Raw genomic sequence first — 12823 nt, forward strand, 5'->3', positions numbered from 1 at the left:
GCTCGCCGGATTCGCTTCCGGTTGCCCGTGGCGTTCGCCGAGCCTGGGGGCATGGCAGACCTCAGCGAGCCGGCGGTGGTACGTCGGCTGGTCGACCGGCTGGGCTTCTCCGCCGGCGGCGGCGCGCTGGCCGCCGCACAGCGCCGCGGTTTCGACGCGATCGCCGTCTCGCTGCTGCACCCGAGCGGCGCCGATGCCGGGGTCGCGGCCACGCCCGCGCCGGACGTACCGCTGCTGCCGCGGCCGGCGAAGGGTGCCGGCGGACGGCCCGACGCCGCGGCACTGAAGGCGTGGCGGAAGGAGCTCCGGGAGCAGCAGGCGACGCTGGCGATCTGGTGGCTCGATCGCCTGGTGGCGGCCGCCCAGCCGACCCGGGAACGGCTGACCTGGTTCTGGCACGGGCACTTCGCGACCAGCGTGCAGAAGGTCAGAAGCGCGAGCCTGATGCTCGGCCAGAACGAGACGATGCGCCGGCTCGGCGCGGGCGACTTCGGCACGCTCGCCCACGCGATGATCGTCGACCCGGCCATGCTGATCTGGTTGGACGGCAACGACAACACCGCGGCGGCGCCGAACGAGAACCTCGCCCGCGAGTACATGGAGCTGTTCGGTCTCGGCCACGGCAACTACACCGAGGGCGACGTCCGGGAGGCGGCCCGGGCGCTGACCGGCTGGAAGGTCGATCGCGCGACCGGCACCGCGCGGCTCCGTCCACGGCTGCACGACGACGGCGCGAAGACCGTGCTCGGTACCACCGCCGATCTGGACGCGGACGGCTTCGTGACCGTCGTGCTTGACCGGCCGGCGAGCGCGGAGTTCGTCGCGTCCCGGTTGTGGGCCCGGCTGGTGTCGGCGGACACCCCGCCGAGTCCGGACCTGCGCGACACGTTGCTGAGCGCGTACGGCCCGGGCCGGGATGTCACCGCGCTGCTGGCCGCGATGGTCGCGAGCGAGCCGTTCCGGGCGACCGGGACGAGCCTGGTCAAGCAGCCGGTGGAGTGGCTGGTCGGGCTGTGCCGGTCGCTGGGCGTCCGCCCGTCGGCGCTGGCCGCCGGGCAGCGCAAGCGGTTGCTGGCCGGGCTGCGCGGCATGGGCCAGCTGCCGTTCCGGCCGCCCAGCGTCGGCGGCTGGCCGGCCGCCGGCGGCTGGCTGACCACCGCGGCCGCCCTGGCCCGGATGAACACCGCCAGGCTGGTGGTCGCCGCCGCCGATCCGGTCGGGCTGGCCGGCTCCTCGGCCAAGACCCGGGCCGACGACGTACGCCGGTTGCTGGGCGTGGACCGCTTCTCGAGCCGGACGGCGAACGCGATCGCCCAGGTCGCCGACCAGCCGGCCGCCGCGGTAGCGATCGGCGCCGTGTCGCCGGAGTACACGGTCTCGGCCTGAGCACCGACGAGCAGGGGTGATGATCATGAACGAGCCGCTGTCCAGCCGGGTCAGCCCGCTGACCCGGCGCCGCTTCCTGGCGTTCAGCGGGGTGGCCGCCGCGGGCGCGCTGGCCGTCGGCGCGACCCGGGTGCGCTGGTCCGACCTGCTCACCGCGGCCGCGCAGACCCCGCTCGACCCCGCCGCCGGCGTGCTGGTGATGGTCACGCTGTACGGCGGCAACGACGGGCTGAACACGGTGGTGCCGGCCGGCGACCCGGCGTACGCGTCGGCCCGGGCCGAGCTGGCCTATGCCGAGTCCGACGTGCTGGATCTCGGCGAAGGCCTCGGGCTGAATCCCGGGCTGGCCGGGCTGCACGAGCTGTGGGCCGGCAAGGAGCTCGCCGTGCTGCGCGGCGTCGGCTACCCCGATCCCGACCGGAGCCACTTCCGCTCGATGGCGATCTGGCAGACGGCCTCCCCGCAGACGGCGGCGACCACGGGCTGGCTCGGCCGCTGGCTGGACGCCGGCGGGGACGATCCGCTGCGCGCGGTGTCGCTGGACGCGCTGATCCCGCCGATGCTGGCCGGCGCGAAGACCGCCGCCGCGTCCTTCCCGGTCAGCGGGCTGCGGCTGCCCAAGGACGCGCTCGGTCGATCGATGGCGTTGCTCGGTGGGGCGGCCGCGAGCGACGGAGTGTGGCAGGCGCGGGTGGCGAAGTCCGTCGCCGACCTGCAGCAGGCGGCCCGGGTGCTCGGGCCGGCGGCCGGGGGGACCGCCGGTCCGACGAACTCGCCCGTGCCGAGCCCGTCCGCGGGGGGCGCCGACGCCGATCCCGACGAGCAGTCGAAGGGTGCGTCGGCGGGCGGACAGGGGGAGCTGGCCGCCCAGCTCGAGACGGTCGCGAGCCTGATCGAGCTGGGCGTGCCGACCCGGGTGTACTCGGTGTCGTTGGGCGGCTTCGACACCCACTCCGACGAGCGGGCGACCCAGCAGCGGCTGCTGACCGAGTTGGACGGCGCGCTGAGCGGGTTCTACCGCCGGCTCCAGGGCAGCGACCGCGGCCGGCAGGTGGTGACCGCGGTGTACTCGGAGTTCGGCCGGCGGGTCAGGGCGAACTCCGGCGACGGCACCGACCACGGCACGGCCGGTCCGATGTTCGTGCTCGGCCGCGGGGTCTCCGGTGGCTTCTACGGCGCCGAGCCGAGCCTGACCGACCTGGACGACGGTGACCTGAAGGCCGGGCTCGACTTCCGCTCGGTCTACGCGACGCTGCTGGCGCAGGTGCTCGGCAGCGAGCCGGAGCCGCTGCTCGGCGGCTGGGACCGGCGGGTGGACGGCCTGCTGAGCTGACTCGACCCGACACCTGCTGGGCGGCCTCGACCCGAAAACCCGCCCCTCGTCGATGCCCGGCCCGTCGCCGCAGGCGTGAGCTGGTGAGCGAACCGCCCGCGAGGTGCGGATTCTCGGGTTCGCGGCGATCAGCCGTTGCGAGGCAGGCTCAGCCGGAACAGCGCTCCCCAGCCCGGCGGCGGCTCCAGGCAGACCAGGTCGCCGCCGTGAGCCCGGGCGTAGCCACGAGCGATCGCCAGCCCGAGACCGGATCCGCCGGCGAAGTCCCCGCGGGAGCCGTCGAGCCGGACCAGACGGTCGAAGATCCGCTCCCGCTCGGCCGGCGGCACGCCGGGACCGGAGTCGACCACGTCGACGTGCGCCCAGCTCGAGTCGGCCGTGACAGCGATCGAGATCCGGCCGGCCGGCCCCGCCGCGCGCAGCGCGTTGTCCAGCAGGTTGCGCAACACTCCCCCGATCCGGTCCGGGTCACAGCCGACGACCACGTCGCCGGGCTGCATGTCCCCGGGCGGGATGTCTCCGGTTTTGACGTCCCCGTGCAGGGTGACGCTCGCCTGCGGGAACAGCAGCCGCGCTCGCTCCGCCTCGGCGGCGGCCAGTCCACCGAGCGAGGTCGGCGTCGACTCCAGCCGCAGGCCGGCGTCGAGCCGGGCCGTGGTGAGCAGGTCGGAGATCAGCGTCCCGGCCCGTCGGGCCTCCCGGATCAGCAGCACCTCCAGCTGCTCGCGCTGGGCCGGCTCCATTGTGGAGCCGTCGTGCAGCAGAGTCTCCGCGGCTGCCTGGATCCCCGCGACCGGCGTTCGCAGCTCGTGCGCGGCGTCGGCCAGGAACCGACGGCTGCTCTCCTCGGCCTGCCTCGCCCGGGCCTCGGCGCCCTCCAGCTCGTCCAGCATCTCGTCCAGCGCCTGCGCGGTCTGGCCGATCTCGGTATCGGTCCGCTCCGGCCTCAGCCGGCCGCCACGTTGCCCGCTGGTGATGCTGCGCGCCAGGCCGGCCACGTCGTCCAGGGGTCGCAGCGCGATCCGCACGACGAGCACCACCAGCGCGGCGCTGACGGCCAGCGCGACCAGCGAGCCGAGGACCAGCACCCGACCCAGCCGCTGCTGCGCGCCGCGGACCAGTCCGATGTCGACGCTGACCGTGAGCCGGCTGCCGTCCACCCGTCCCTGACCGTTCGGCCCGGTGTTCAGGGTGGCGCTGGCCGAGCGCACCTCGCCGCCGGCCGGTCCGGCCGTGAACACGGACCCGTTGGCCAGCACCAGCTGGGCCGAGACGCTGGTCGTGCTGACCCGGTTGACGATCTGTTGTGGCCCGACGCCGGTGCGGGCGAGCTGCCGGCCGAGCTGAAGGCGGCCGGCAAGCAGCGCATCGAGGTTACGCTCCGACTGGGCGACGAAGATCGCGTTGACGGCGACGCAGAGCAGGGCGAGCACCACCGCGAGGCCGGCGATGACGCCGAGGGCGACCCGGGTGCGGACCGAGGCGGCGGCGAGCCGGTGGTTCCTCACGCGACCCCGAGCCGGTAGCCGCGACCGCGCACCGTATGCAGCAGCCGGCTCCGCCCGCCGGCCTCCAACTTGCGCCGCAGCGAGGACACGTATACCTCCACGACGTTGTCGTCGAAGCCGTCGTAGCCCCACACCGCGGTCAGGATCTGGGTCTTGCTGACCACCTGCTCGCGGTGCGCGGCGAGATAGCCGAGCACCCGCCGCTCGGTCTCGGTCAGCTCGATCTCGGTGTCGTCGCGGCGGACCCGGCCGGCGTCGGGGGTCAGCTCGAGGTCGCCGACGCTCAGCATCACGCCGCCGGGCCGGGTCCGGCGCAAGACCGCGTCCACCCGGGCCAGCAGCTCCGCCATCGCGAACGGCTTGACCAGGTAGTCGTCCGCTCCCCGGGTGAGCCCGTGCACCCGGTCGGCGGTGGTGTCACGCGCGGTCAGCATGATCACCGCCGCCGTGCTGCTCTGCCGGACGACCTCGAGCAGCCGGAAGCCGTCGCGGCCCGGCAGCATCACGTCGAGCAGGACCAGGTCCGGAAGGGCCGAACCCAGTTCGGCCTCCAGCCGCTCACCGTCGGGCAGGGCGGTCACCAGCAGGCCGTGGGCGCGCAGAGCGGTCGCCACGGCCAGCCGAATGGTCTCGGCGTCCTCGACGATCATGACCCGGCTCGCCGGCATGGCCCCATTGTCGCCTCGCGCTTCGACCGCGTCTGGCGGCGGGCCGGCGACCGTCAGCAGGTCCTCAGGGTCGAGCGCGATCGCGGGCCCGATGCGTCGATCCGGTCAGCCCGGACGGCGGGCGCCGGCGTACGGCATGTAGCTGATCTTGGTGTATTCCACCTTCTTGCCCGGCCGTGGCGCGTGGATGATCATGCCCTGACCCGCGTACAGGCCGACGTGGCTCGGACTCGGGCCGTAGAAGAAGACCAGGTCGCCGAGCCTCAGGTCGGCCTTGGCGACCTTGCTGCCGAACTTGTACTGGGTGGTGGTCACCCGCGGGATGGAAACTCCGGCAGACGCCCAGGCGGCCTGGGCCAGGCCGGAGCAGTCGTACGCGTTCGGTCCCTCAGCGCCGTACTTGTACGGCTTGCCCAACTGGGCGCGGGCGAAGGCGAGCGCACGCTCGCCGCGGTTGCTCGGGGTCGGCGTGGCCGCCGGCGGCCGCGTGCTCCCGGTGGATCGGGCCAGATACTTCAGCGACACCCAGCGCAGCGATCCGCCGTAGCGAAACTGCGCGAACCCGCTCTTGAACGTGCCCGTGATCGTGACGCCGCTGCCCTCGGCCAGCGACCCGACGATGGCGTACGTCGTCCCCGGACCGCTGCGGACGTTGAGATTCTCGGTAGTGATCTTGGTGCCGGTGACGGTGATCTTGGTCGGCCCGGCAGGCAGGTTCTTGCCGGTCCGGTTCAGGTAGGCGCCGTACATGTACGCGGTGCCGCGGTTGAAACGCACCTTCACCCAGCCGGTGGAGGCGGTGCCGGTGACGCTGATCCGCTGACCGCGAACGAGGCCGCCGACGATCTTGGCGCCGGTGCCCGGACCGGAGCGGATGTTCACCGTGGTGGTCGCGACGCCGGTCGTCGTTGCGGCCTCGGCGGGAGCCACCGCGGCACCGGCGACGAGGGCCAGACCACCCAGCACGGCCAGACCTGACAGCAGTCCCCACCGGCCGCGTGCGCTCATCCGGGCCTCCAGCCACTCAGGTCACATTGATCACTCAAACCTCAGGAACATTCAGGACCCTAACGACGCCACATGCGTCACCGCAAGGGTTTGAGTGACCTTTTCGTGACATCCGCAACCCGACACGCCGAGCCACCCCGATTTGTTGTGCTTCCGATGAGCATCCGTGACGCTCGCCCCCGGCCCCGCCCGACCGCATCACCGCCAATCTTCGGATCCCCTGTGACACCTCGGATCCGCTACAGAGGATCCGGAGCAGCACAGAGGATCCGAAGATCAGTAGGGGCGGGGGAAGGGAGCCGGGCGGGCACCACTGCCGCGGCGCGCCGGCGCTCTCGCCCAGCCCGCCGGGGCCGCCCCGCCCACTTCCCCACCGCGGAAACTGTGCACCTCCGGCAGGACTGAAGCGTTACAAACTGCGAGAACTGCACAGTTTCCGCGCGGGGTGACGGACCGGGACGCGACCGGCGAGGGCGAGCCGGGAGGCGTCGATCAGGAGAGGAAGACGGCGTTCACCACGGCGGCGCACCACTCGAGCAGCTCGGCGTCGCGGGGCGGCGGACCGCCGATCGTGGCGGCACGCGGGCGGGGGACGAGGATGTGCTTGGCGACGTCCTTGACCACAGCCCCCGGATAGAGCCGCTTCAGCCGGAGCTGACGTGACTCCAGCAGTTCGGCCGGCCCGAACCGGATGAAGTTGCCCTGGGAGACGATCTCGGCCAGCCCGGCCGAGCGGGCGAGCACCCGGAACCGGGCGACCTCGAGCAGGGTCGTGACCTCGGCCGGCATCGGACCGTAGCGGTCCACCAGCTCCTCGGCCACCGCCGCGAGATCGGCGTCGCTGCGTACCTCGGCCAGCCGCTTGTACATCTCCAGCCGCAGCCGTTCCGACTCGACATAGTCGCTCGGCAGGTGGGCGTCGATCGGCAGCTCGATCCGGACCTCGGCCTCGGGCTCGGTGTCGTCGCCGCGGAACTCCGCGACCGCCTCCCCCACCAACCGGATATAGAGATCGAAGCCGACATCGGCGATGTGCCCGGACTGCTCGCCACCGAGCAGGTTGCCGGCGCCGCGGATCTCCAGGTCCTTCATCGCGACGGCCATGCCGGCCCCGAGATCGGTATGCGCGGCGATGGTGGCGAGCCGATCATGGGCGGTCTCGGTCAGCGGCTTGTCCGGCGGGTAGAGGAAGTATGCGTAGCCGCGCTCGCGGCCGCGTCCCACCCGGCCGCGCAGCTGGTGCAGCTGGGACAGACCCATCAGGTCGGCCCGCTCGACCAGCAGGGTGTTCGCGGTCGAGATGTCCAAGCCTGCTTCGACGATCGTGGTGCAGACCAGGACGTCGGCGCGGCGTTCCCAGAAGTCGACCATCACCTGTTCCAGCCGCTGCTCACTCATCTGGCCGTGCGCGGCGACCACCCGCGCCTCGGGCACCAGCTCGCCGATCCGCTTCGCGACCTTGTCGATGCTCTGCACCCGGTTGTGGATGTAGAACACCTGGCCCTCCCGGAGCAGCTCGCGCCGGATGGCGGCGACCACCTGCCCCTCGTCGTACGGCCCCGCGAACGTCAGCACCGGGTGCCGCTCCTCCGGCGGCGTGGTGATGGTGCTCATCTCCCGGATGCCGGTGATCGCCATCTCCAGCGTGCGTGGGATCGGCGTCGCCGACATGGCCAGCACGTCCACCGCCGTGCGCAGCCGTTTCAGCTGCTCCTTGTGCTCGACGCCGAACCGCTGCTCCTCGTCGATGATCACCAGGCCGAGATCCTTGAAGGCCACTTCCCTGCCCAGCAAGCGATGCGTGCCGACGACGACGTCCACCTTGCCGTCGACCAACCCCTCCATCGTCGCCTTGATCTCGCCGTCGGTCTGGAACCTGGACATCGGCGCGACGTTCACCGGGAAGCCGGCATAGCGATCGGCGAACGTCGCGTGATGCTGCTGCACCAGCAAGGTGGTCGGCACCAGCACGGCGACCTGCTTGCCGTCTTGGACCGCCTTGAACGCAGCGCGCACCGCGATCTCGGTCTTGCCGTAGCCGACGTCGCCGCAGATCAGCCGGTCCATCGGCACGATCTGCTCCATGTCCCGCTTGACCTCCTCGACCGCGGCCAGCTGGTCCGGCGTCTCGACGAAGTTGAACGCGTCCTCCAGCTCGCGCTGCCAGGTGGTGTCGGTGGAGAAGGCATGGCCGCGAGTCGCCTGCCGGGCCGCGTAGAGCTTGATCAACTCGGCGGCGATCTCACGCACCGCGCGGCGGGCCCGGCCCTTGCGCTTGGCCCAGTCGCCACCACCCATCTTGTCCAGCGTCGGGCTCTCGCCGCCGACGTAGCGGGTGACCTGATCGAGCGCGTCCATCGGGACGTACAGCCGGTCGCCGGGTTGGCCTCGTTTGGACGGCGCGTACTCGATCACCAGGTATTCCCGGACCGCGCCGGCCACCGCGCGCCGGCTCATCTCGACGTAGCGGCCGACCCCGTGCTGATCATGGACGACCGGGTCGCCGGGCTTCAGCTCGAGCGGGTCGATCTGGTTCTTCCGGCGGGTCGGCATCACCCGGGCGGACTTGTCCGGAGCGCGCTGGCCGGACAGGTCGGCCGTCGTGAACACGGCCAGCCGGACCTCGTCCACCAGGAAGCCGTGATCGAGCTCGCCGGTGGTGACCGTCACTACCCCGGGCACCGGGGTCCCGTCCAGGGCGGAGACGAACCGGGCCGGCACCTCGTGCTCGCCGAGCAGCTCGGTGATCCGGTTGCCGGTGCCCTTGCCCTCGGCCACCAGCACCACGTGCCACTGTTCGTGGGACAGCCGGGCGATGTCGCGCAGGGCACCCTCGGTGTCGCCGCGATAGACCGGAGCCGGCCGGGCCCGGACCGCGAGCGTGCTCACCCCGCTGGTGTCCACCCTGGCAGAGAAGTCGACGATCTCGCCGTCCTCGGTGCGCACCGGGGCGGCCGGCGCGGGCTCGGCCACGTCGTCCGGTCCCGCGCTGAACGGCGACAGCGTCCACCAGGCGAGGTCGTTGGCCAGCGCGGTGGCGCGCACGTCGCCGAGCGGCTGATAGGCCGACGCGCCGAGGTCGATCGGGGCCTTGCCGCCGCCGGCGGCGGCCGCCCACGACGCCTGCAGGAACTCCGCACTGGTGGCGACCAGGTCCAGCGCGCGGCCGCGGACCAGCTCGGGGTCGCAGACCAGCACCAGCGATCCGGCGGGCAGCAGCTCGACCAGCAGCTCCATCCCGTCCACCAGCGCGGGCGACAGCGCCTCCATCCCGTCGACCGCGTGGCCCTGCGCGATCCGTTCGAGCATGTCGGTCAGCTCGGGATGGTCCTCGATCAGAGCGGCGGCCCGGGCCTTCACCTGGTCGGTCAGCAACAGCTCGCGGCAGGGAGAGGCGATCACCTCCGACCGCGAGCTGCCGGGCTGGGATCGCTGGTCGGCAACCGAGAAGTACGTGATCGACTCGACCGTGTCGCCGAAGAAGTCGATCCGGACCGGGTGCTCCTCGGTCGGCGGGAAGACGTCCACGATGCCGCCGCGGACCGCGAACTCGCCGCGACGCTCGACCAGATCGACCCGGACGTACGCAGCGCCGACCAAGGCCCCGGCCAGCTCGTCCAGGTCGAAGTCCTCCCCCGTCACCAGCCGCACCGGGCGCAGCCGGCCCAGGCCACGGACCTGCGGCTGCAGGACGCTCCGGATCGGGGCCACGATCACCCGCAGCGGCGCCGCCTCCGGTTCGTTGCCGGCCAGCCGGCGCAGCACGGCCAGCCGCCGACCGACCGTGTCGGAGCGCGGGCTCAGCCGCTCGTGCGGAAGGGTCTCCCAGGCGGGGTAGTAGGCCACCGTCTCCTCGGGCAGGAACGAGCGGCAGGCCTCGGTGAGCTGCTCGGCCTCGCGATAGGTGGCGGTCACCAGCAGCAGCGGCCGGTCCGGGGTGGCGTCGGCCAGCGCGGCGGCCAGCAGCGGCCGCATCGACGACGGCGCGGAGACGTCCAGCGTGCGCACGGCATGCGACCGCAGCGCACCCCGGAGCTCGGCGAGGGTGGGGTCGGCAGAACTGAGCTTGACGAGTCCCGCAAGGGTCACCGGGCAACCGTACTCGGGGGGTCCGACAGCACGAACGGGCCTCGGTGCGCCGCCCAGCGGACCGATCCGCTGTCGGAGCCGACGATTAGGGTGACCGCATGCAGCCGACCGTGAACCCGACGCAGCCGCCGCCGACGTCGGCGCCGGGTCGCGGGGCCTACGTTCCGCAGTTCGGCCGCACGGTGGCGGCGGTCGGCGTGCCGACATCGGTGCTGATCCTGGCCGGCATCGCCACCGCGCTCGCGCTGAGCTTCGACGTGGTGGCCAATCCGGTGCTGGCGACGATCGGCATCGTGCTCTCCGGGGCCGCCTGCGGCGTGGTCGTGCTCTGCTATCTCTGGCTCGACCGGTGGGAGCCCGAGCCGCCGCGGCTGCTGCTGTTCGCCTGGCTGTGGGGCGGTGTTGCTGCGGTGATCGCCCTGATCACCAGCCTGGCCGACACCGACTTCTTCGTCTCCACGGTGATCCGGGCACCGATCGTGGAGGAGTTGGCCAAGGGGTCGTTCCTGGTCATCATGGCCACCGGCGTACGCCGCCGGGAGCTGAACACCCTGATCGACTGCCTGGTCTATGCCGGCCTGGTCGGGGCATCGTTCGGGTTCATCGAGAATGTGCTGTATCTCGCCCGGGGCGAGGACATCTACGGCACCATCGGGGTCGCGATCGTCCGGCTGGCCACGCCGTTCCTGCACCCGCTCTTCACCTCACTCACCGCCATCGGGCTGTACATCGGGCTGCGCCGGCCGGGCACGTACGCGTGGCTCGGCTTCATGGCACTGGGCTGCCTCGGCGCGATCTTGCTGCACATGGTGTGGAACTCGACCAGCCTGCTGGTGCACTTCGTGCTGTTCGTGCCGCTGTTCGGCGGTGCGGTCGCGCTGGCCCTGGTCGCGCGTCACCGGGAGCAGAAGGTGTTGCTCGCCCAGCTGCCCGGGCTGGTCGGGATCGGGCTGGTGACGCCGCCCGAGGCGGCCTGGTTGTCCACCCTGTCGGGTCGGCGCCGGTGGGCCGCCGAGGCGGAGGAGCTGGCCGGCAAGCAGGCGAGGCAGGCGGTCGGTACGTTCGCGGGGGCGGTCACCGAACTGGCGTTCGCCCGCGACCGGTTCGCCCACGGCGGGGGCAGCCGGGAGCTGGCGGAGCGGCATGCGGAACTGGTCTCGGTGATCCTCGGCCTGGTCCGGCCACCGGTGCCGCCCTGGCCGGCTCCGCTGCATCCCGACCTCGGCGGCCAGCCGTGGCCGATCAGCGGGCTCGTACCGGTCGGGGGAGGTCCGCTGTCGCCCGGCGACGCCTTCTGGAACCCGATCCCGGGGCCACCCTGAGCCGTCCCGGACCCACGGTCGAAAGTTCGCGGTCGGGAGTTCGGCGTCAGGAGTTGAAGGCGCTCTGGGTGCGTTCGAGCCCGACGCTCACCAGCGACTCGACGGCGTCCGCGGCCCGGTCGACCTCGATCGCGACGTCCGCCTTGGCGGATGCCGGGAAGTTGCTCAGCAGGAAGTTCGCCGGGTCTTGGCGACCGGGCGGCCGACCCACGCCGATCCGGACCCGGTAGAAGTCACCGGTGCCGAGCGAGCGACGGATCGACTTCAGCCCGTTGTGCCCGTTGTCGCCGCCGCCGAACTTCACCCGCAGCTGGCCGGGGTCGATGTCGAGCTCGTCGTGCACGACGATCATCCGGTCGGGCGCCAGCTTGTAGAAGGCGAGCACGGCGGAGACCGCCGCGCCGGTGTCGTTCATGTACGTCCGCGACTTCACCAGGACCAGCCGGGCTGCGCCCGGCGGCGGGCCGAGCCGGGCCTCGGCGACCTCGGCCCGCATCCCCTTCGGGGCACCGAACCGCGCACCCGTCCGCTTGGCGAGCTCGTCGGCGACCAGGAAGCCCACGTTGTGCCGGTGACCGGCGTACGTCGGCCCGGGGTTGCCCAGGCCGACGACGATCCACGGCTCCACGATTCGGCTGCCGAGCTATCGCGGCAGGTCAGGCGTTCTGCGGCTCGGGGGTCCGCTCGGACTCCGCGGCCTCGGTGCCCTCGGCCACGGTCGGCTCGATGCCCGCCTCGGCCTCCGCCTCGGCCAGCTCCGCCTCCAGCGCCTCGGCGGACTGCGCCGCGGAGACATTGACGATCAGCGTGTCCGCGTCGATCGCAAGCGAAGCGCCCGTCGGCAGCTGGAGGTCGCCGGCCAGGATCTGGGTGCCGGCCGGCAGGTCCTCGACGGAGACGACGATCTCCTGCGGGATCGCAGTCGCCTCGGCCTCGATCGCGATGGAGGTCTGATCGACCACGACCAGGGTGTCGGAGGCAGCCTCGCCCTGGACGCTGAGCGGGACGTCCACGGTGACCTTCTCGCCGCGGCGGACGATGACCAGGTCGACGTGCTCGATGGTGTGCTTCAGCGGGTCGCGCTGGACCTGCTTCGGCAGCGCGAGCTGGGCCGAGCCGTCGACGTCGATCGACAGCAGCGCGTTCGCCACCCGCAGCGCGAGCAGCGTCTCGTGGCCGGGCAGGGTGATGTGCACCGGATCGGTGCCATGGCCGTACAGGACGGCGGGGATCTTGTCGGCGCGACGGATCCGGCGGGCAGCACCCTTGCCGAACTCCGTGCGCAATTCGGCGGTGAGCTTGACCTCGGGCACGAACGAACTCCTCGAAACTTGCAGATCTGGAAATGCGGCGAGCGCCAGGGAGAGTGAACGAAACTCACCTTGTCGATAACGGTCGGCATCGACCCTCGCCCAGGCAACCGGTCTACCTTAGCCCACGCCCGCGCCCCGACGAAAGTCGCCCGCCGTTCCGCGCTGCGCCATCCCAGACTTCGGATCCCGTGGATCG

Annotated in this window: 9 protein-coding genes; 3 read left to right on the forward strand and 6 right to left on the reverse strand. The window is 72.2% G+C overall.

Going from position 1 to position 12823, the window contains the following annotated elements; translation table 11 throughout:
- The first annotated feature begins 51 nt into the window (after nt 1-51).
- Together ABD747_RS24155 and ABD747_RS24160 are read left to right on the forward strand one after the other, a co-directional pair.
- Nucleotides 52-1386: a DUF1800 domain-containing protein gene (locus ABD747_RS24155; protein ID WP_344809520.1), complete on the forward strand. Its 1335-nt coding sequence runs from the start codon at nt 52-54 to the stop codon at nt 1384-1386.
- Nucleotides 1387-1405: 19 nt separating this feature from the next.
- Nucleotides 1406-2719, forward strand: a complete 1314-nt coding sequence (locus ABD747_RS24160) for a DUF1501 domain-containing protein (RefSeq protein ID WP_344809522.1) — start codon at nt 1406-1408, stop codon at nt 2717-2719.
- 128 nt (nt 2720-2847) lie between these two features.
- Here the strand turns inward: ABD747_RS24160 and ABD747_RS24165 are convergent, their stop codons facing one another.
- The 4 genes from ABD747_RS24165 to mfd all read right to left on the reverse strand — a co-directional run bounded on the left by ABD747_RS24165 (nt 2848) and on the right by mfd (nt 9992).
- Nucleotides 2848-4227, reverse strand: coding sequence for a HAMP domain-containing sensor histidine kinase (locus ABD747_RS24165; protein WP_344809524.1), 1380 nt, complete (start codon nt 4225-4227; stop codon nt 2848-2850).
- Nucleotides 4224-4895, reverse strand: a complete 672-nt coding sequence (locus tag ABD747_RS24170) for a response regulator transcription factor (RefSeq protein ID WP_344809526.1) — start codon at nt 4893-4895, stop codon at nt 4224-4226. Before ABD747_RS24170 ends, ABD747_RS24165 begins: the two co-directional genes overlap by 4 nt.
- 105 nt (nt 4896-5000) lie before the next feature.
- Complete coding sequence (locus tag ABD747_RS24175; RefSeq protein WP_344809528.1) at nt 5001-5903, reverse strand: C40 family peptidase; 903 nt, start codon at nt 5901-5903, stop codon at nt 5001-5003.
- A 492-nt stretch (nt 5904-6395) separates the two neighbouring features.
- Nucleotides 6396-9992: a transcription-repair coupling factor gene (gene mfd / locus ABD747_RS24180; protein WP_344809531.1), complete on the reverse strand. Its 3597-nt coding sequence runs from the start codon at nt 9990-9992 to the stop codon at nt 6396-6398.
- 98 nt (nt 9993-10090) lie between these two features.
- On the opposite strand from mfd, the gene ABD747_RS24185 reads away from it, so the two are divergent.
- A complete protein-coding gene (locus ABD747_RS24185; protein WP_344809533.1) occupies nt 10091-11314 on the forward strand; it encodes a PrsW family intramembrane metalloprotease in 1224 nt (407 codons plus the stop codon).
- A 46-nt stretch (nt 11315-11360) separates the two neighbouring features.
- Here ABD747_RS24185 and pth read toward each other — a convergent pair whose 3' ends face one another.
- Nucleotides 11361-11942 (reverse strand): aminoacyl-tRNA hydrolase, encoded by a 582-nt coding sequence (gene pth, locus ABD747_RS24190; protein ID WP_344809535.1) that lies wholly within the window; start codon nt 11940-11942, stop codon nt 11361-11363.
- Between the two features lie 28 nt (nt 11943-11970).
- Nucleotides 11971-12627, reverse strand: a complete 657-nt coding sequence (locus ABD747_RS24195) for a 50S ribosomal protein L25/general stress protein Ctc (RefSeq protein WP_344809537.1) — start codon at nt 12625-12627, stop codon at nt 11971-11973.
- Between the last annotated feature and the right edge of the window lie 196 nt (nt 12628-12823).

The sequence above is a fragment of the Microlunatus ginsengisoli genome (genome assembly GCF_039537205.1).
Taxonomy (GTDB): domain Bacteria; phylum Actinomycetota; class Actinomycetes; order Propionibacteriales; family Propionibacteriaceae; genus Microlunatus; species Microlunatus ginsengisoli.

Coding starts and splice junctions, on each gene's coding strand:
- ABD747_RS24170 (WP_344809526.1), bottom strand. CDS start 4,895: ATGCCGGCGAGCCGGGTCATGATCGTCGAGGACGCCGAGACCATTCGG.
- ABD747_RS24155 (WP_344809520.1), top strand. CDS start 52: ATGGCAGACCTCAGCGAGCCGGCGGTGGTACGTCGGCTGGTCGACCGG.
- ABD747_RS24160 (WP_344809522.1), top strand. CDS start 1,406: ATGATCATGAACGAGCCGCTGTCCAGCCGGGTCAGCCCGCTGACCCGG.
- ABD747_RS24185 (WP_344809533.1), top strand. CDS start 10,091: ATGCAGCCGACCGTGAACCCGACGCAGCCGCCGCCGACGTCGGCGCCG.
- ABD747_RS24175 (WP_344809528.1), bottom strand. CDS start 5,903: ATGAGCGCACGCGGCCGGTGGGGACTGCTGTCAGGTCTGGCCGTGCTG.